General features: G+C 60.6%; 10 protein-coding genes, 2 tRNA genes and 3 rRNA genes. 3 read left to right on the forward strand and 12 right to left on the reverse strand.

The genetic code is table 11. The features are described from left to right. Positions 1–21: 21 nt before the first annotated feature. Both V6657_RS14520 and V6657_RS14525 read left to right on the forward strand, forming a co-directional pair. Complete coding sequence (locus V6657_RS14520; RefSeq protein WP_048933181.1) at positions 22–1,737, forward strand: fructose-specific PTS transporter subunit EIIC; 1,716 nt, start codon at positions 22–24, stop codon at positions 1,735–1,737. A gap of 162 nt (positions 1,738–1,899) precedes the next feature. Further along, complete coding sequence (locus V6657_RS14525; protein WP_048933158.1) at positions 1,900–3,069, forward strand: ABC transporter substrate-binding protein; 1,170 nt, start codon at positions 1,900–1,902, stop codon at positions 3,067–3,069. Positions 3,070–4,061: 992 nt separating this feature from the next. On the opposite strand, the gene argE is transcribed toward V6657_RS14525, so the two are convergent. The 6 genes from argE to V6657_RS14555 are packed head-to-tail and all read right to left on the reverse strand — an operon-like array spanning position 4,062 to position 10,826. Further along, positions 4,062–5,255, reverse strand: coding sequence for an acetylornithine deacetylase (gene argE / locus V6657_RS14530; protein ID WP_048933159.1), 1,194 nt, complete (start codon positions 5,253–5,255; stop codon positions 4,062–4,064). A gap of 31 nt (positions 5,256–5,286) precedes the next feature. Further along, complete coding sequence (locus tag V6657_RS14535; RefSeq protein WP_048933160.1) at positions 5,287–6,354, reverse strand: ABC transporter ATP-binding protein; 1,068 nt, start codon at positions 6,352–6,354, stop codon at positions 5,287–5,289. Further along, positions 6,351–7,379, reverse strand: a complete 1,029-nt coding sequence (locus V6657_RS14540; RefSeq protein WP_048933161.1) for an ABC transporter ATP-binding protein — start codon at positions 7,377–7,379, stop codon at positions 6,351–6,353. Before V6657_RS14540 ends, V6657_RS14535 begins: the two co-directional genes overlap by 4 nt. Further along, positions 7,376–8,290, reverse strand: coding sequence for an ABC transporter permease (locus V6657_RS14545; protein WP_048933162.1), 915 nt, complete (start codon positions 8,288–8,290; stop codon positions 7,376–7,378). The genes V6657_RS14540 and V6657_RS14545 overlap by 4 nt, the downstream gene beginning before the upstream one ends. Before the next feature lies 1 nt (position 8,291). Further along, positions 8,292–9,269: an ABC transporter permease gene (locus V6657_RS14550; protein ID WP_048933163.1), complete on the reverse strand. Its 978-nt coding sequence runs from the start codon at positions 9,267–9,269 to the stop codon at positions 8,292–8,294. Positions 9,270–9,296: 27 nt separating this feature from the next. Beyond that, positions 9,297–10,826, reverse strand: coding sequence for an ABC transporter substrate-binding protein (locus tag V6657_RS14555; RefSeq protein WP_082170148.1), 1,530 nt, complete (start codon positions 10,824–10,826; stop codon positions 9,297–9,299). A gap of 384 nt (positions 10,827–11,210) precedes the next feature. On the opposite strand from V6657_RS14555, the gene V6657_RS14560 reads away from it, so the two are divergent. Further along, positions 11,211–12,401, forward strand: a complete 1,191-nt coding sequence (locus V6657_RS14560; protein ID WP_048933164.1) for a M20 aminoacylase family protein — start codon at positions 11,211–11,213, stop codon at positions 12,399–12,401. Between the two features lie 148 nt (positions 12,402–12,549). Here the strand turns inward: V6657_RS14560 and rrf are convergent. The 6 genes from rrf to V6657_RS14590 all read right to left on the reverse strand — a co-directional run bounded on the left by rrf (position 12,550) and on the right by V6657_RS14590 (position 19,097). Beyond that, a 5S ribosomal RNA gene (gene rrf, locus V6657_RS14565) occupies positions 12,550–12,662 on the reverse strand. Positions 12,663–12,778: 116 nt separating this feature from the next. Then, positions 12,779–15,657, reverse strand: a 23S ribosomal RNA gene (locus V6657_RS14570). 265 nt (positions 15,658–15,922) lie between these two features. Further along, a tRNA-Ala gene (locus V6657_RS14575) sits at positions 15,923–15,998 on the reverse strand. 36 nt (positions 15,999–16,034) lie between these two features. Beyond that, positions 16,035–16,111: transfer RNA gene (locus tag V6657_RS14580), tRNA-Ile, on the reverse strand. Positions 16,112–16,171: 60 nt separating this feature from the next. Beyond that, a 16S ribosomal RNA gene (locus tag V6657_RS14585) occupies positions 16,172–17,707 on the reverse strand. The 16S, 23S and 5S rRNA genes sit together here with 2 tRNA genes alongside, the layout of an rRNA operon. Positions 17,708–18,320: 613 nt before the next feature. Next, positions 18,321–19,097 carry an enoyl-CoA hydratase gene (locus V6657_RS14590; RefSeq protein ID WP_048935398.1) on the reverse strand — a complete coding sequence of 259 codons (777 nt, stop codon included), beginning with the start codon at positions 19,095–19,097 and terminating at the stop codon, positions 18,321–18,323. Positions 19,098–19,128 lie beyond the last annotated feature (31 nt).

Here is a 19,128-nt window from a genome sequence, read left to right on the forward strand (position 1 = left end):
AACATCATCAAGGAGCCGATCATGGCAAACCTGTTGGCAATTCTCGGCGCAGACGGCCGCACCACGCGCGCGATGCTCGCCGGCGCCGCGCTGCGCCACGCCGCGCGCGAATCCGGCTGCAAGCTCGACGTGGATGTGCGCAGCCCCGACACCCTGCCCACGGTCGATACCAAGGCGCTCTCGACCGCCGATGCCGTCGTGTGGGCGGGCGTCTCTCCGGACAACGCCGCGCGCCAGGCCAACCCGCGCACGATCGAGGTCACGATCGACGAGGTGCTCGACAATGCGCGCGCCGTGCTCGAACGCATGGTGCACGGCGCGCCGGCCCCGGTCGCCCACATAACGCCAAAGCGCATCGTCGCCATCACCTCGTGCCCGACCGGGATCGCGCATACCTTCATGGCGGCTGAAGCGTTGACGCAAGCCGCGGCCGCGCTCGGCCACGCCATCCACGTGGAAACGCAAGGCTCGGTGGGGGCGCAGAACACGCTGTCTGCCGACGCCATTGCGAATGCCGATCTCGTCTTGATTGCCGCGGACACGCAGGTCGACGTGTCGCGCTTTGGCGGCAAGCGCGTCTTCCGTGCCGGCACCAAGGCGGCCATCCACGACGGACAGACGCTGATCCGCCGCGCGCTGGACGAAGCCACGGCGGAAGCCGCCACCACCGGGTCGGCCAACACGGCCAACGCCGCCGCCCCCGCCGAACAACAGCGCACCGGCCCGTACAAGCACCTGATGACTGGCGTGTCGTTCATGCTGCCCTTCGTGGTGGCGGGCGGCATTTTGATTGCGCTGTCCTTTGCGCTCGGCGGCATCTACGTGACCGAGGCATCGGCAAGCGGCACGCTGGGCGGCGCGCTGTTCCAGATCGGTGCCAAGTCGGCCTTTGCGCTGATGGTGCCAGCGCTGGCCGGGTACATCGCGTACTCGATCGCCAGCCGGCCCGGCATTGCACCTGGCATGGTCGGCGGCATGCTGGCGGCCAGTCTGGGGGCAGGTTTTCTTGGCGGCATCGTGGCGGGCTTCGTGGCCGGCTACGGCACGGATGCGCTCAACCGCTGGCTGAAGCTGCCGCGCAATCTGGAGGGGCTCAAGCCCGTGCTGATCCTGCCCGTGCTGGGCTGCCTGCTCACCGGGCTAGTGATGCTGTATGTGGTGGGCGCGCCGGTTGCGGCATTGCTTGGCTCGCTCACCCACTGGCTGCGCGGCATGCAGGGCGCAAACGCCGTCCCGCTGGGGGCGCTGCTGGGCGGCATGATGGCATTCGACATGGGTGGCCCCATCAACAAGGCGGCCTATGCCTTCAGCACGGGCCTGATCGGCGCGCAGGTCTACACCCCGATGGCGGCCACCATGGCCGCCGGCATGACGCCGCCGCTGGGCATTGCGCTGGCAGCGTGGCTGTTCCCCTCGCGCTTTACCAGCGACGAGCGCCAGGCTGCCCGCGCGACGGCCGTGCTGGGCCTCGCCTTCATCAGCGAGGGCGCGATCCCCTATGCGGCGCGTGACCCGCTGCGGGTGATTCCCGCCCTTGTGATCGGCTCGGCGTGCGCGGGGGCACTGTCGATGCTGTTCGGGGTGGAGTTGCGTGTACCGCATGGCGGCGCCTTCGTGCTGCCGATTCCGAATGCCGTCACGCACCTGGGCGGCTACGTGATCGCGCTGGTGGCCGGCACCGTCATCACGGCGGTGCTGCTGGCGGTGATGAAGCGCCGCGTTGCCGAGGCAAGCTGACGCCCCGCCCTTCGTTCTTGAAAGGAGCCGCGCACATCACGCGGCTTCTGTGTCTCAAAAACGCTCAAAGCTGCTGTAAACACCCCGATTTGGTTTGCCAGGCCAGCCCGTTTCGCTATGATGCCCGCAATTCAAATGTTAATTTCTTCGGGGGGAAGAGCCATGCAGGCACGCAGCATCACGCGTCGGCTGGCGGCGTTCGTAGTCAGCGCCATCGGCATCACAACAATGGCAGCCGCAAGTACGGCACAGGCAGAAACCGGCGTCACCAACGACACCATCATCGTCGGCCAATCCGTGCCGATGAGCGGCCCAGCCGCCCAGCTTGGGCAGCAGTTGAACCGCGGTGCCAAGCTGTACTTCAACGCCGTCAACGCGGCGGGCGGCGTCAACGGCCGCAAGATCGAGCTGAAGGTGCTCGACGACTTCTATGAACCCGACGCCGCCGCGCGCAATACCAAGACGCTGATCGACGACACCAAGGTCTTCGCCCTGTTCGGCTACGTCGGTACGCCGACCAGCCTGGCTGCGCTCAAGCTGGCCACGCCCGCAGGCGTGCCGTTCTTCGCGCCCTACTCCGGTGCGATGGCGCTGCGTGAGCCGTTTGCGCGCAACGTGTTCCACGTGCGTGCCAGCTACAACGACGAGACCGCCGCCATCGTCCAGCAGATCCACACGACCGGTCTCAAGCGCATTGCCGTGGTCTACAACGACGATGCCTACGGCAAGGCCGGCATCGAGGGCGTACAACGCGCACTGAAGCTGCCCGCCGGACAGGGCGTGGCGCTGGTCGCGCAAGCCACCGTGGCGCGCAACACCACGGACGTGAAGGCGGCCATCAGCACCGTGCTGGCGCAAAAGCCGGACGCCATCGTCGCCATCAGTGCGTATCAGACCGTGGCCGCGCTCGTGAAGGGTGCGCAGGAACAGGGCTATGCGGGCCAGTTCTACAACGTGTCGTTTGTGGGCACCAAGGCTCTGGCCGACACACTGGGCAAGGCCGGCGGCGGCGTGGTCATCTCGCAGGTGATGCCGTATCCGTATAGCGGAGCGTCGCCGGTGGTGCGCGATTACCAGAAGCTGCTCAAGGCCGAGGGCATTACCGATTTCGACTACGGCAGCATCGAGGGCTATGTCGCCGCACGCGTGTTTGTGGAAGGCCTCAAGCGCGCAGGGCGCGACCTCACGCGCGAGAAGTTCATCGGCGCGCTGGAGTCGATGGGCAACTACGATGTGGGCGGGTTCAACGTCAACTTCTCGCCGAGCAACCATGTCGGGTCGAAGTTCGTCGAGATGACGATCATCAATTCGAGTGGGCAGGTGATTCGCTGAGCGGGCATCCACATCGCCAAAAAGAAACCGGGCCGCGTGCCCGGTTTTTTTGTGCGTGCGTGAGGCGCTGCGTCCCGAACGCCACGGTGTGAGACGCGCACTTGGTGCTCGCAGACTCAGGTTCGGCTTTCGGGGAGTCGCGCCTGAGTCTCCAAGACTCGCCGTCGACTCTTGGAGACCCGATGGGTGACTCTCGGAGAGGCGTGCTTGGGTCTCAAAGACTCGCGGTTGGCTCTCGGAGACCCGATAGTTGGCTCTCGGAGTGCCGTGCTTGGGTCTGAAAGACTTGCGATTGGCTCTCGGAGACTCGATGGGTGGCTCTTGGAGAGGCGTGATCGGGTCTCGAAGACTCACCGTAGGTTGGTTGGGCCTCACGGTTTGGTGTTGGTGGTCCACCTCCGTTTCGTCCCCTGCCGGGGCCGACTCACTTTCTTTGTCTTGCCAAAGAAAGTAAGCAAAGAAAGGCGCGCCCGAGATGGCGAAAGACTCCTTGAATTTCTGTCGCAGGGAGGGGAAGGGAAAAACTCGCTTCGCTCAAACAGTTTCCCTTCCTTTTTCCTCCCTGCAACAGAAATTCAAGGCGCCATCTAGGGCAAGGTACGGCCACACCATCGGAGCACAAACGCAGTAGTGGGTACGCGGCAAGACGCGAAGCTAAGCCTGCAAAAGCAGTCGAGGATCGCGAGCGAAGCGAAGCAGCACACAGCAACAAACAAGAGCCTGAAGGGGCATGCACACCAACGGTTTGGCCGTTGACGTTCCTGCCCTTGATGGCGCCTTGGATTTTTGTAAGCGGGCGGGAAGAAGACGGGGAACTGTCTGAGCGAAGCGAGTTTTCCCCGTCTCCGCCCGGTTACAAAAATCCAAGGGGAAGTCGCCATCTCGGGCGCGCCATTCTTCTGCTTACTTTCTTTGGCAAGACAAAGAAAAGTGAGTCGTGCCCGGCAGGGTACGAAACAGGGATGGACCACAAGCAAGAAAAACCATCCCCCTCAAGCCAACTGCAACTGCGGCTGCCTTTGCGCCAGCCGCCGCATGAACGCCTCGCACTGCGCGATCTGCGTCAGTTCGATGTACTCGTTGGGCTTGTGCGCCTGTTCGATATTGCCGGGGCCGCACACCACCGTTGGGATGCCGGCGCGTGAGAACAGGCCCGCCTCGGTGCCGTAGTCGACCTTGCCGGGCACAGCACCACGGCTGTCGGCCAGTGCTTGCGCCAGCGTCACCAGTTCATGCGAAGGCGCGATCGATAGGCCGGGCGTGTTGGCTTTGATGGCGAAGCTGATGTCGGCGTCACTGGCGATGCGGCGCATCTGCGGCAGCAGCGTGTCGTGGGCGTAGCGCTCGACTTCGCTAAAGAGCTGGTCCGGATCGGTGCCGGGCAGATAGCGGAAGTCGAAGGTGAATTCGCAATCGCGCGGCACCACATTGGTAGCGATACCGCCCTTGATCGTGCCGGTATTGAGCGTGGTATGCGGGACGACAAAGGCACCGTCGCGTGCCTCCTCCGCTTCCAGTCGCGCGGCAATGGTGCGCAGATGCGCGATCAGCAGCGCAGCAAATTCGATGGCATTCACGCCCTGTGGCGTCAGCGCCGAGTGCGCTTCCTTGCCGCGCACGCAGCAGCGATATTCGCGCTTGCCCTTGTGCGCGACGATGGCGCGCATCGAGGTGGGTTCGCCGACGATGCAGCCGGCAGGCCTGATGCCGTTGGCCTCCAGGTCGCGCAGCAGGCCGCGCACGCCCACGCAGCCGATCTCTTCATCATACGAGAGCGAGAGATGGAAGCTGGCATCACCCTCCGCCGCCATGAAGTCCGGCACATGCGCAAGCGCAACGGCAATGAAGCTCTTCATGTCGGCAGTGCCGCGCCCGTACAGACGGCCATCGCGCAGTTGCGCGTCGAAGGGGTTGGTCTCCCACGGCTGGCCGTCCACAGGGACGACGTCGGTATGGCCGGAGAGCACCAGCCCCGGTTTGCGCCCCGGTGAGAGCGTGGCGAACAGGTTGGCCTTGCCGCCGGTCGCGTCGTACGTCAGGCGGCACTCGGCACCTTGGGCGCGCAGGCGGTCGCGCACCCATTCGATCAGGCCGAGGTTGGAGTTGCGGCTGACGGTGTCAAACGCCACCAGCGTACGGATCAGTTGCAGAACCTCATCGGACGGCTGCTGGATGGCGATGGACATGGTGGTGAGCGCGCGATTTGGGCTGGATCGTTCAGGCTTGATCGTTCAGATGGCAGGCTGAAAACCGCAGTGGTGCAATCTCCTTGAGCACCGGTTGCTCGGTCTTGCAGCGCGGCATGGCATGCGGGCAGCGCGGGTGGAAATGGCAGCCGGTGGGCGGATGCAGCGGCGAGGGAATCTCGCCCGAGATCGCCACGTAGGTCTTCTTGCGAACCTCCAGTTTAGGCGCTTCGGCCAGCAGCGCCTGCGTGTACGGATGATTGGGCGACGCGAAAATCGCTTCGGTGGGCGCGGACTCCACCACCCGGCCGAGATACATGATGACCACGCGGTCACTCACGTGCTTGACCACGCCCAGGTCATGGCTGATGAACAGGTACGTGAGGTTCAGTTGCTCGCGCAGGCGGATGAACAGGTTCAGCACCTGCGCCTGGATCGACACGTCCAGTGCGGCCACCGATTCATCGCAAACGAGAAATTCCGGCTTGACCGCCAACGCCCGCGCAATGCCGATGCGCGCCCGCTGTCCGCCCGAGAACTGATGCGGAAAGCGCCGCATGAGGCTTGGGTCCAGGCCGACGCGCGTGAGCATGTCAGCCACGTAATCGCGCTGCGCGGTTGCTTCAACCATGCCATGCACGACCGGCGCCTCGCCCACGATGTCCTGCACGCGCATGCGCGGGTTGAGCGACGCGTACGGGTCCTGAAAGATCATCTGGATGGCGAGTTGCTTTTCACGGCGGCGCTCGGACGGCAGGCGGTCGAGATCGACACCCTTCCACAGGCGCGTGCCGGCGGTTGGCTTGTGCAGACCAACCGCCAGTCGGCCGAGCGTGGATTTTCCACAACCCGACTCCCCCACCAGCCCGACCACCTCGCCCGCAGCGATATCCAGGTCGACATGGTCCACCGCGTGTACCACCTCTTCCGTCAGGCCCGCGCCGAACCAGTTGGCGATGCGCGAGGAGATATCCAACCCCTTCACGAAGCGCTTGGACATGCCCTGCAACGACAGGATCGGCACCGCCAATTCGCTGGACGTTGACCCGGTGGCCCCGGTGACAGCCATGGCATCTTGCTCGGGATGCATCGCGGTCATGCGGCAGTCTCCTCGGGGCCTGGGGTTGGTTGATCGGTGACGGGATGGAAGCAACGCAGTGCGCGACCGTCGTCGAGCGCCTCAAGCGTCGGCGCCTGCTTGCAGACCTCGGTGGCAAACGCGCAGCGCTCTCGGAAGGCACAGCCGCTGGGCAACGCCAGCAGCGATGGCGTCATGCCCGGAATCTGCCGCAGCGGCGCACCACGTGGATTGCGCGACGGCGCCGAGGCAATCAAGCCGAACGTGTACGGATGGCGCGGCGCCTCCAGCACCTGCTGCACGCTGCCCTGCTCGACGATGCGGCCGGCATACATGACGCACACGCTGTCCGCCAGGCCGGCCACCACCGACAGATCGTGCGTGATCCAGATCAGCGCGGTCCCGCTCTCGCGGCACAACGCTTGCACCTCGGCCAGGATCTGGCCCTGGATGGTCACGTCCAGCGCCGTGGTCGGCTCGTCGGCGATGATGAGATCGGGCTTGTTGAGCAACGCAATGGCAATCGCCACCCGCTGCCGCATGCCGCCCGAGAACTGGTGCGGATACGCCGTCAGCCGTTCATCCGGCGACGGGATACCGACCCTCGCCAGCGCCGTGCGCGCCATGTCGCGCGCCTGCGTTTTGCTCACGCGCTGATGTGCCTGTACCGCCTCGATCATCTGCGTGTCGATCCGCAGGACCGGGTTCAGCGTCATCATCGGGTCCTGAAAGATCATGGCGATGCGGTTGCCGCGCATGTCGCGCATCTGCCGGGCAGACAGTGCACGTAAGTCATGCGTGACGCCGTCGCGGCCGGTCAGCTCGATGCGCCCGCCGACCACGCGGCCTGGCTCGTCGATCAGGCCCATGATGGAGTAGCCCGTCATCGACTTGCCTGAGCCCGATTCACCGACCAGGCCCATGATCTCGCCGCGGCCGACGGTAAAGGACACATCGTCCACCGCCCGCGCGATGCCACCGCGCGTGGTGAACTGCGTTTGCAGGCCCTCGACGACAAGCGTCGGTTTGCTGTTGGCAGTCGTCATAGGGTCTGCAGGCGCGGGTTGAGCACGTCGCGGAGCTGGTCGGACACCAGGTTCATCGACACGATGGTCACGAGCAGCGCCAGCCCGGGGAAGAAACTGATCCAGTATTTGCCCGACAGCATGTATTGGAAACCGTTGGCGATCAGCAGACCCAGCGAGGGCTCCGTAATCGGCACGCCAAGCCCCAGGAATGACAGCGTCGCCTCCAGCGTGATCGCCGAGGCCACCTGCAGCGCGGCAATCACGATCAACGGCGGCAGACAGTTCGGCAGCAGGTGGCGGAACATGATGCGCGACGGCGGCAGGCCCAGCACCTGCGCGGCCTCGATGTACTCGCGTCGGCGCTCGACCAGCGCGGCGCTACGCGTGGTGCGCGCGTAGTACGCCCACTGCACCGCCACCAGCGCGATCACGATATTGGTGATGCCCGGCTTGAGCAGCGCGAGCAGAATCAGCGCCAGCAAGATCGGTGGAAACGAGAGCTGCAGATCGGCCACGCGCATGATGAGCGATTCAATGCGACCGCCCGCAAAACCGGCGATCAGCCCGAGCGTCGTACCCAGCACCAGTGCGAACACCGTGCTCACCACACCCACGCCCACGCTGATACGCAGGCCGTAGAGGATGGCGGAAAGAATATCGCGGCCCTGGTCATCCGAGCCGAGCAGGAAGGTCATGCCATCGGAGGCCTTCTCTCCGGGCGCGAGCCGCGAATCGAGCACGTCCAGCTTGGCAAGGTCATACGGGTTCTGCGGCGCGATCCACGACGCAAAGATCGCTAGCAGGATGATGATGGCCAGCACGATCACGCCGATCACGGCGATGCGGCTGGCGCAGAACTGACGCACGAAGCGGCGCAGCGGCGTTTCTTCGGCGGCCGGTTTGGTGGCGGGAGTAGCAGAAGTCGTCATGTCAGCCCCGGCTTTCAGACAAGCGCACGCGCGGGTCGAGCACGCCATAGACGAGATCGACCACCAGGTTGATGAGGATGAACAGCGTCACGATCACCAGCAGGTAGGCGACGATCACCGGGCGATCAAGCAGTTGGATCGAATCAATGATGAGCTTGCCCATGCCCGGCCACGCATAGATCGACTCGGTCACGATCGAGAACGCGATGACGGAGCCGAACTGCAGCCCCACGACCGTCACGATCGGGATCAGGATGTTCTTGAGCACGTGCACACCGACGATGCGCGTGTTCGACAGGCCCTTCGCACGCGCGAACTTCACGTAGTCCTGCAGCATCGCCTCCTGTGTACCCGCGCGCGTGAGGCGGATCACCATCGCGATATTCAGCAGCGAGAGCGTCACGCCCGGCAGGATCAGGTGGCGGATGCCGTCGAGCGTCAGGAAGCTCACCGGCACGCCCAGCAGCAGGCGCGTCTCGCCGCGCCCGTTGGACGGCAGCCAGCCGAGCTGCACCGCAAACACCATGATGAGCATCAGCCCGACCCAGAACGTCGGCAGCGAAAAGCCGAGAATCGAGATCGTCATGATGGTGCGGTTGGCCACGCCGTTCGGCCGCAGCCCCGCCCACAAGCCGAGCGGAATGCCCAGCACGATCGAGAGCAGGATCGCGAAGATGGCCAACTCAAGCGTCGCCGGCATGCGCTCGAAGATCAGTTTGAGCGCAGGCGTGCCGTGCGCGAACGACACCCCCAGGTTGCCCTGCAGTGCGCCTTTCAGGAAGTACAGGTATTGCTCCCACAGCGGCTTGTCGAGCCCCAGCGCGGCAATCGTGCGCGCAATGTCCTGCTGGTCAGCCTGCGGGTTGATGAGGATGTCAACCGGGTTGCCAATGGCGTACACGCCCAGAAACACCAGAATCGACATCACCAACAGCACCGCCACGGATTCCAGCAACCTTCGGATCAGGAACACCAGCATCTGAGGCTCGCTTCAGTGGAGAGAGGGTTATTGCGGCTTGAAGCCGTGCGCGTACGTGCGCTCATCCGTGCGCGGCGTGTAGCTGATGCCCTTGCGCGTCGCCCACGTCGTCACCTGGAAGTGAACCGGGATGATGCCACCGTCATCCACCACGATGGCCGTCGCTTCCTGCAGCAGCTTGGAGCGCTCACCATCGTCCATCGTATAGAGCGCTTTTGTCAGCACGGCGTCCATCTTCGGATTGCAGTACTGGCCCCAGTTGACCGTGCCGAAGCCGGTCTTGGAATCCTCGCACGCCACCAGTGCCCGCAGCGGCGAGCTGACTTCGCCCGTCTGCGCACCCCATCCCACCAAGCCGAATGAATATTCGTGATGGCCGCCCTTGGCCGCGTGGGTCGCCATCGGCGCCGCTTCCACGCGCGTCGCGATGCCCACGCGTGTGAGGTTTTGCGCGATGGTCTGCGCGATCTTCTCGTCGTTCACGTAGCGGTTGTTGGGCGTGTGCAGCGTGACACCGAAGCCATCGGGGTAGCCCGCCTCGGCCAGCAGCTTCTTTGCGCCGTCCGGGTCGTACTTGAGCGTCTTCAGGTTCGGGTTGTGACCGAACAGCGACGGCGGCACGAGGTTGTTGGTGGGCTCCGACAGGCCTTCCATGATGCGGTCCTTGATGCCCTGGCGGTTGATGGCCATGCTCATCGCGCGGCGCACGCGTGGATCCTTCAGCGGGTTCTTATCGAGCGGCTTGCCGTCCTTGCTCGTCACCTCGGGCGTCGGGTCGCGCTTGTCGTCGGTGTACAGATAGATGACGCGGTGCGAGATCTTCGAGAAGAAGTTCAGCGATGCATCGCCACGCACGCGCGCAAGATCTGGTGTCGGCACGTTCTCAATGGCTTGCACATCTCCCGACAGTAACGCTGCAATGCGCGTTGCCCCGTTCGGGATGAAGCGCAGCGTCACGTGCTCCCACGCGGGCTTCGGGCCCCAGTACTGATCGTTGCGCGCCAGCTCGACCCGATCGTCGCGCGCATAACTGACGAACTTGAACGGGCCCGTGCCGATCATGCCCTTGCCCTGTGCAAAGTCATCGCTCGACAGCCCCTGCGTCGCCTTCTTCTGCACGATGAACACCGACGTCAGATCCGACAGCATCAGCGGATACGGCTGCGACGTCGTCAGTTGGATCGTGTACTTGTCGATGATCTTCTTGTTGAGGATCGCCTTGGTGTACGTGTCGAACTTGCCGGGGCTGTTGAGAATCGTGGCCGGGCGATCGAGCGACCACGCCACATCTTCGGCGGTCAGCTCGCTGCCGTCGTGAAACTTCACGCCGGGGCGCAGCTTGAATTCCCAGGTCAGGTTGTTGACCATCTTCCACGACGCGGCCAGGCCAGGAATGATGTGGCTGTCGGCGTCCATCTTCACCAGGCACTCGAACATGTGCTCCGACACGTTGATGTTGGAGAACAGGTTGTAGAAGTGCGGGTCCATCGACGTCGGCGGCGAGCTCATGCCGATCTTCAGATCAGCAGCCCGCGCCTGCGGGCTGGCACCCGCCATCACACATCCCGCCACGCACATCGCAGCGGCCACGCGCCGCAAGGTCCGAATCATGGTCACGGCTCTACTCCCCAAGAAGGAATCGATGGATCGATTTCGCTGACGGCGCGGCGGCGCTTCTGAAGAACGCTCGCGCCGACTATAACGACGCCCGCATGCGTGCCGCAAACTGGTGCATACCCGTACCGCAATCGCCGGAATGGACGTCAAAAGATGCAGTCGCGAGCATGCGGGCGGATGGGAAAAGCAGGAAGCGTTCCATGCAAGGAACGAAGGCAGCGGCCGGGAGCATCCAGCCGATGCGGCCTTGCAGCGGGCCGAAAACGGCCCTTCGGCGTATCATCGGTCGTAACTACGAACTTTCAGCCTAAGCACGAGCATCCCATGAAGCTGATTCCAGAAATCCAAGCCGCGCAGCCCGAGATCCAGGCGCTGCGACGCGACATCCACGCGCACCCCGAACTCTGTTTCGAAGAGCGGCGTACCTCCGACCTGGTCGCCGCCAAACTGACCGAATGGGGCATCGAAGTCCATCGTGGGCTGGGCAAGACCGGGTTGGTGGGCGTCATTCGCAATGGCGAGGGCAAGCGCATCGGCCTGCGCGCCGATATGGATGCCCTGCCGCTAGCCGAGGTCAACCAGTTCGAGCATCGCTCCAGGCACGAAGGCAAAATGCACGCGTGCGGTCACGACGGCCACACGGCCATGCTGCTCGGCGCGGCACACTACCTTGCCAAGCACCGCAACTTCAGCGGCACGGTGCATCTGATCTTCCAGCCCGCCGAAGAAGGCGGTGGCGGCGCACGCGAAATGATCAAAGACGGCCTGTTCGAGCGCTTCCCGTGCGACGCCGTGTTTGGCCTGCACAACTGGCCTGGCGTACCGGTCGGAGCATTCGGCACGCGCGTCGGTGCGCTGATGGCATCGAGCAACGAATTCCGCATCACGATCAAGGGCAAGGGTGCGCACGCCGCATTGCCGCACAACGGCAATGACCCAGTGTTCGTTGGCGCACAAGTCGTTTCGGCGCTGCAGGGCATCATCACCCGCAACAAGCGTCCGATCGACACGGCCGTCCTGTCCGTCACCCAGTTCCACGCCGGCGACGCCACCAACATCATTCCGAATGAGGCCTGGATCGGCGGCACGGTACGCACGTTCTCCACAGATGTCCTCGATCTGATCGAGCGCCGCATGGAGGAAGTCTCCAAGGGCATCGCCTCAGCTTACGACTGCACGGTCGATTTCGCCTTCCATCGCAACTACCCGCCCACGGTCAACAGCGAATCGGAAACGCAATTCGCAGCGCAAGTCATGCGTGAGTTGGTTGGCGCAGATAACGTGGACGCCAACATCGACCCGACCATGGGCGCTGAGGACTTTTCTTTCATGCTGCTCGAGAAGCCAGGCTGCTTCGCCTTCATTGGCAACGGTGACGGCGACCACCGCGAGCAAGGCCACGGCCTAGGACCGTGCATGCTGCACAATCCGAGCTACGACTTTAACGACGAGCTGCTGCCGTTGGGCGCGACGTACTGGGTGAGGCTGGTGGAGCGGTTCCTGGCGCGGGGCTGAGGCTGTTTGGAGCCTCAGAACGCAAGAAGCCACCCGTTGGGTGGCTTTTCTTTGGGTTGGAGCACGGGGGGAGGGCTGTGGTGCTGCGTTTGGGAGGCGTAAAAGCAAACACCCCAGCCGGATGAGGGCTGGGGTGTTTTTATGGAGAGCCTGGCGATGACCTACTTTCACACGGGAATCCGCACTATCATCGGCGCGGAGTCGTTTCACGGTCCTGTTCGGGATGGGAAGGGGTGGTACCGACTCGCTATGGTCACCAGGCTATGACTTGTCGCGTCGCTGACTCGATGGTCAACGCCGCCAATATGGGAATGTAGTTCAGGTTGTGTATTTTGTATCAGGCACAAGGCAGACCCAGCCGGAAACATACCGGTTATAGGATCAAGCCGCACGGGCAATTAGTACTGGTTAGCTGAACGCATTACTGCGCTTCCACACCCAGCCTATCAACGTCCTGGTCTCGAACGACCCTTCAGGGAGATCAAGTCTCCAGGGAATCCTCATCTTCAGGCAAGTTTCCCGCTTAGATGCTTTCAGCGGTTATCTCTTCCGTACATAGCTACCCTGCGATGCCTCTGGCGAGACAACAGGTACACCAGCGGTACGTCCACTCCGGTCCTCTCGTACTAGGAGCAGCCCCCGTCAAGATTCCAACGCCCACGGCAGATAGGGACCAAACTGTCTCACGACGTTTTAAACCCAGCTCACGTACCTCTTTAAATGGCGAACAGCCATACCCTTGGGACCGGCTACAGCCCCAGGATGAGATGAGCCGACATCGAGGTGCCAAACACCGCCGTCGATATGAACTCTTGGGCGGTATCAGCCTGTTATCCCCAGAGTACCTTTTATCCGTTGAGCGATGGCCCTTCCATACAGAACCACCGGATCACTATGTCCTGCTTTCGCACCTGCTCGACTTGTCGGTCTCGCAGTTAAGCACGCTTTTGCCATTGCACTTTAGGTACGATGTCCGACCGTACCAAGCGTACCTTCGAACTCCTCCGTTACACTTTGGGAGGAGACCGCCCCAGTCAAACTGCCTACCATGCACTGTCCCCGACCCGGATTCACGGGCCAAGGTTAGAACCTCAAACAAACCAGGGTGGTATTTCAAGGTCGGCTCCACCGAAACTAGCGTCCCGGTTTCAAAGCCTCCCACCTATCCTACACAGATCGGTTCAAAGTCCAATGCAAAGCTACAGTAAAGGTTCATGGGGTCTTTCCGTCTAGCCGCGGGGAGATTGCATCATCACAAACACTTCAACTTCGCTGAGTCTCGGGAGGAGACAGTGTGGCCATCGTTACGCCATTCGTGCAGGTCGGAACTTACCCGACAAGGAATTTCGCTACCTTAGGACCGTTATAGTTACGGCCGCCGTTTACCGGGACTTCAATCAAGAGCTTGCACCCCATCATTTAATCTTCCGGCACCGGGCAGGCGTCACACCCTATACGTCCACTTTCGTGTTTGCAGAGTGCTGTGTTTTTATTAAACAGTCGCAGCCACCATTTTATTGCAACCCCTTCGTCCTTCTGGCGCGAGCCAGTCAAACTACAAGGGCGTACCTTATCCCGAAGTTACGGTACCAATTTGCCGAGTTCCTTCTCCCGAGTTCTCTCAAGCGCCTTAGAATACTCATCTCGCCCACCTGTGTCGGTTTGCGGTACGGTCTCGTATGACTGAAGCTTAGAGGCTTTTCTTGGAACCACTTCCAATTGCTTCGCGACCTAAAGTCGCTCGCCCCACACCCTTGAATCACGCACCCGGATTTGCCTAAGTGCCATCTCCAATGCAGGGACCGGGACATCCAACACCCGGACAACCTTCCGCGATCCGTCCCCCCATCGCATCATACGACGGTGCAGGAATATTAACCTGCTTCCCATCAGCTACGCATCTCTGCCTCGCCTTAGGGGCCGACTCACCCTACGCCGATGAACGTTGCGTAGGAAACCTTGGGCTTACGGCGAGGGGGCCTTTCACCCCCTTTATCGCTACTCATGTCAGCATTCGCACTTCTGATACCTCCAGCATCCTTTACAAGACACCTTCACAGGCTTACAGAACGCTCTCCTACCATGCACTTACGTGCATCCGCAGCTTCGGTATATTGCTTAGCCCCGTTACATCTTCCGCGCAGGACGACTCGATCAGTGAGCTATTACGCTTTCTTTAAAGGGTGGCTGCTTCTAAGCCAACCTCCTGACTGTTTTAGCCTTCCCACTTCGTTTCCCACTTAGCAATATTTAGGGACCTTAGCTGGCGGTCTGGGTTGTTTCCCTCTTGACACCGGACGTTAGCACCCGATGTCTGTCTCCCGTGATTGCACTCTTCGGTATTCGGAGTTTGCTATGGCGGGGTAATCAGCAATAGACCCCCCAACCATGACAGTGCTCTACCCCCGAAGGTGAGACACGAGGCACTACCTAAATAGTTTTCGGAGAGAACCAGCTATTTCCAAGTTTGTTTAGCCTTTCACCCCTATCCACAGCTCATCCCCTAACTTTTCAACGTTAGTGGGTTCGGTCCTCCAGTACGTGTTACCGCACCTTCAACCTGGCCATGGATAGATCACTTGGTTTCGGGTCTACACCCAGCGACTGAACGCCCTATTCGGACTCGCTTTCGCTACGCCTTCCCTAATCGGTTAAGCTTGCCACTGAATGTAAGTCGCTGACCCATTATACAAAAGGTACGCCGTCACCCGTTTCCAGGCTCCGACTGTTTGTATGCATGCGGTTTCAGGATCTATTTCACTCCCCTCCCGGGGTTCTTTTCGCCTTTCCCTCACGGTACTGGTTCACTATCGGTCGATTACGAGTATTTAGCCTTGGAGGATGGTCCCCCCATCTTCAGACAGGATTTCACGTGTCCCGCCCTACTTGTCGTACACCTAGTTCCACAATACTGCTTTCGCATACGGGGCTATCACCCGCTATGGCCGGACTTTCCATTCCGTTCTGCTAGCAATACTGCTAAAGAGTACAAGGCTGATCCCATTTCGCTCGCCACTACTTTGGGAATCTCGGTTGATTTCTGTTCCTACAGCTACTTAGATGTTTCAGTTCGCTGCGTTCGCTTCCCTTGCCTATGTATTCAGCAAGGGATGACCCATACGGGCCGGGTTTCCCCATTCGGACATCTGCGGATCAAAGCTTGTTTGCCAGCTCCCCGCAGCTTTTCGCAGGCTACTACGTCCTTCATCGCCTGTAATCGCCAAGGCATCCACCACATGCACTTATTCGCTTGACCCTATAACGAGTATGTCTCGTTACAGGCTGAGTTCTCGCGTTGTGCCGTATTCCAAGACAATCTTTCGATTGCTCTGGTAATACTGGTTGATACAATCACAACCCAGTGTCGCGTTACTACCGAGCATCTCATCAATGCTCCGCGACACCTTTACTACATTCCATATTGTTAAAGAACAGCCGAACTTTTACGCTCGTCTTGGCTAGGCCAAATGCAAACACCATCGACGCATCGTCGATGCTTGCATTTGGCAACCAAAAGGTATTGGTGGAGGATGACGGGATCGAACCGACGACCCCCTGCTTGCAAAGCAGGTGCTCTCCCAGCTGAGCTAATCCCCCAGTCACGGCAGAGAACTTCTTCCACCGTCCGTAACTTGGTGGGTCTGGTAGGACTTGAACCTACGACCCCCGCCTTATCAAGACGGTGCTCTAACCACCTGAGCTACAGACCCTTGGCTGTAACATCAAACAAACCGATAAGTGTGGACGCCTAACGTCGGATGCACGCTCTTAAAGGAGGTGATCCAGCCGCACCTTCCGATACGGCTACCTTGTTACGACTTCACCCCAGTCATGAACCCTGCCGTGGTAATCGCCCTCCTTACGGTTAGGCTAACTACTTCTGGCAAAACCCACTCCCATGGTGTGACGGGCGGTGTGTACAAGACCCGGGAACGTATTCACCGCGGCATGCTGATCCGCGATTACTAGCGATTCCAGCTTCACGTAGTCGAGTTGCAGACTACGATCCGGACTACGATGCATTTTCTGGGATTAGCTCCACCTCGCGGCTTGGCAACCCTCTGTATGCACCATTGTATGACGTGTGAAGCCCTACCCATAAGGGCCATGAGGACTTGACGTCATCCCCACCTTCCTCCGGTTTGTCACCGGCAGTCTCTCTAGAGTGCCCTTTCGTAGCAACTAGAGACAAGGGTTGCGCTCGTTGCGGGACTTAACCCAACATCTCACGACACGAGCTGACGACAGCCATGCAGCACCTGTGTCCACTTTCTCTTTCGAGCACCTAATGCATCTCTGCTTCGTTAGTGGCATGTCAAGGGTAGGTAAGGTTTTTCGCGTTGCATCGAATTAATCCACATCATCCACCGCTTGTGCGGGTCCCCGTCAATTCCTTTGAGTTTTAATCTTGCGACCGTACTCCCCAGGCGGTCAACTTCACGCGTTAGCTACGTTACTAAGGAAATGAATCCCCAACAACTAGTTGACATCGTTTAGGGCGTGGACTACCAGGGTATCTAATCCTGTTTGCTCCCCACGCTTTCGTGCATGAGCGTCAGTGTTATCCCAGGGGCTGCCTTCGCCATCGGTATTCCTCCACATCTCTACGCATTTCACTGCTACACGTGGAATTCTACCCCCTCTGACACACTCTAGCCGTGCAGTCACCAATGCAATTCCCAGGTTAAGCCCGGGGATTTCACATCGGTCTTGCACAACCGCCTGCGCACGCTTTACGCCCAGTAATTCCGATTAACGCTTGGACCCTACGTATTACCGCGGCTGCTGGCACGTAGTTAGCCGGTCCTTATTCTTCCGGTACCGTCATCCACACCTAATATTAGTAAGTGCGATTTCTTTCCGGACAAAAGTGCTTTACAACCCGAAGGCCTTCTTCACACACGCGGCATTGCTGGATCAGGGTTGCCCCCATTGTCCAAAATTCCCCACTGCTGCCTCCCGTAGGAGTCTGGGCCGTGTCTCAGTCCCAGTGTGGCTGATCGTCCTCTCAGACCAGCTACTGATCGTCGCCTTGGTGGGCCTTTACCCCACCAACTAGCTAATCAGACATCGGCCGCTCCTATAGCATGAGGCCTTGCGGTCCCCCACTTTCACCCTCAGGTCGTATGCGGTATTAGCTAATCTTTCGACTAGTTATCCCCCACTACAGGGCACGTTCCGATGTATTACTCACCCGTTCGCCACTCGCCATCAATCTAGCAAGCTAGATCATGCTGCCGTTCGACTTGCATGTGTAAGGCATGCCGCCAGCGTTCAATCTGAGCCAGGATCAAACTCTTCAGTTCAATCTGCTGTTTTCGCTCTTTACGAGCGGTCGCTCACTCTCAGAATCTGACTTGAACTTTCGTTCAAACCTTACTTCTGTGCGAGCACTTCATTACTTGTAAGCTAGCGAATTTACATTCGCCGCATCCAGTATTAAGCGCCCACACTTATCGGCTGTTTGCTTGTTAAAGAACTGCGCGATCAACTTTGTTCACCGCGTCGCTGCGTTTGCTGCAGCAGAGAAACGAGATTATGCAGAGCTTTTTCGTCGCTGTCAACAACTTGCTGAAGAATTTTTATCGTTCAACGCGCTGCTAACTTACTACCGCGACACCACCCGATCACTACTACCAATCGGCCGGAAACCCGCACCACCACTACTTCTCCACCGCCCCAACACCACCGCCTCAACCTTCGTTTCGGCGCTGTGTCGTGCAGCGAGGGGCGAACTATAGGCGGGTTCCGGGAGGTTGGCAACACCTTTGTCGTGACGGGTTGATGACGACCCGATAAAGAATCACCGCCAGCCCAGTCTGCGCCTACGATTGCCGGTCAAAAGCAGCTGCAAAATGACCCAAAGGATACCCGAGATGATTACTCGGGTATTCCCTAGATCACTCGGCCAGCGCGCTCTTACTGGTGCTTGAACGCCGGCGCCCGCTTCTCCAGGAAGGCGCGCATGCCTTCTTTCTGGTCTTCCGTGGCAAAAGTGGCGTGGAACAGGCGCCGCTCCAGATGCACGCCTTCGGTGAGCGACGTCTCGTAGGCGGCGTTGATCGACTCCTTGATCATCATGACCGTCGGCAGCGAGAAGCTGGCGATGGTTTCTGCGGCCTGGATGGCTTCGTCGAGCAGCTTGTCGGCGGGGATGACGCGTGAGACCAAGCCCGCGCGCTCGGCCTCTTCGGCACCCATCATGCGGGCGGTCAGGCAGAGGTCCATGGCTTTGGCCTTGGAGACGGCGCGCGGCAGGCGCTGCGTACCACCTGCGCCAGGCATGGTGCCGAGCTTGATTTCGGGCTGGCCGAACTTGGCGGTATCCGCGGCGAGGATGATGTCGCACATCATGGCCAATTCGCAGCCGCCACCCAGGGCGTAGCCGGCCACCGCGGCGATCACCGGTTTGCGGATGCGGCGGATGGTTTCCCAGTTGCGGGTGATGTATTCGTTCTTATAGACGGTAGCGAAGTCGTAGTCGGCCATGGCGGCGATGTCTGCGCCCGCGGCAAACGCCTTCTCGCTGCCGGTGATGACGATGGCGCCAATGCTGGCGTCGGCATCGAAGGCGAGCAGCGCAGCGCCCAATTCATCCATGAGCGCATCGTTCAGCGCATTGAGCGCCTTCGGACGGTTCAACGTAACAAGACCAACACGACCGCGCGTTTCGACCAGAATGTTTTCGTAGGACATGGAAGCTCCAGTTGGAATGGATGTAATATTA

The organism is Ralstonia sp. RRA (assembly GCF_037023145.1).
GTDB lineage: Bacteria > Pseudomonadota > Gammaproteobacteria > Burkholderiales > Burkholderiaceae > Ralstonia.

Excerpts from the sequence above, each read along its gene's own strand:
- V6657_RS14550 (WP_048933163.1), bottom strand. The coding sequence starts at position 9,269 with ATGCTGGTGTTCCTGATCCGAAGGTTGCTGGAATCCGTGGCGGTGCTG.
- V6657_RS14520 (WP_048933181.1), top strand. The coding sequence starts at position 22 with ATGGCAAACCTGTTGGCAATTCTCGGCGCAGACGGCCGCACCACGCGC.
- V6657_RS14590 (WP_048935398.1), bottom strand. The coding sequence starts at position 19,097 with ATGTCCTACGAAAACATTCTGGTCGAAACGCGCGGTCGTGTTGGTCTT.
- V6657_RS14560 (WP_048933164.1), top strand. The coding sequence starts at position 11,211 with ATGAAGCTGATTCCAGAAATCCAAGCCGCGCAGCCCGAGATCCAGGCG.
- V6657_RS14535 (WP_048933160.1), bottom strand. The coding sequence starts at position 6,354 with ATGACCGCGATGCATCCCGAGCAAGATGCCATGGCTGTCACCGGGGCC.
- V6657_RS14545 (WP_048933162.1), bottom strand. The coding sequence starts at position 8,290 with ATGACGACTTCTGCTACTCCCGCCACCAAACCGGCCGCCGAAGAAACG.
- argE (WP_048933159.1), bottom strand. The coding sequence starts at position 5,255 with ATGTCCATCGCCATCCAGCAGCCGTCCGATGAGGTTCTGCAACTGATC.
- V6657_RS14540 (WP_048933161.1), bottom strand. The coding sequence starts at position 7,379 with ATGACGACTGCCAACAGCAAACCGACGCTTGTCGTCGAGGGCCTGCAA.
- V6657_RS14525 (WP_048933158.1), top strand. The coding sequence starts at position 1,900 with ATGCAGGCACGCAGCATCACGCGTCGGCTGGCGGCGTTCGTAGTCAGC.
- V6657_RS14555 (WP_082170148.1), bottom strand. The coding sequence starts at position 10,826 with ATGGCGGGTGCCAGCCCGCAGGCGCGGGCTGCTGATCTGAAGATCGGC.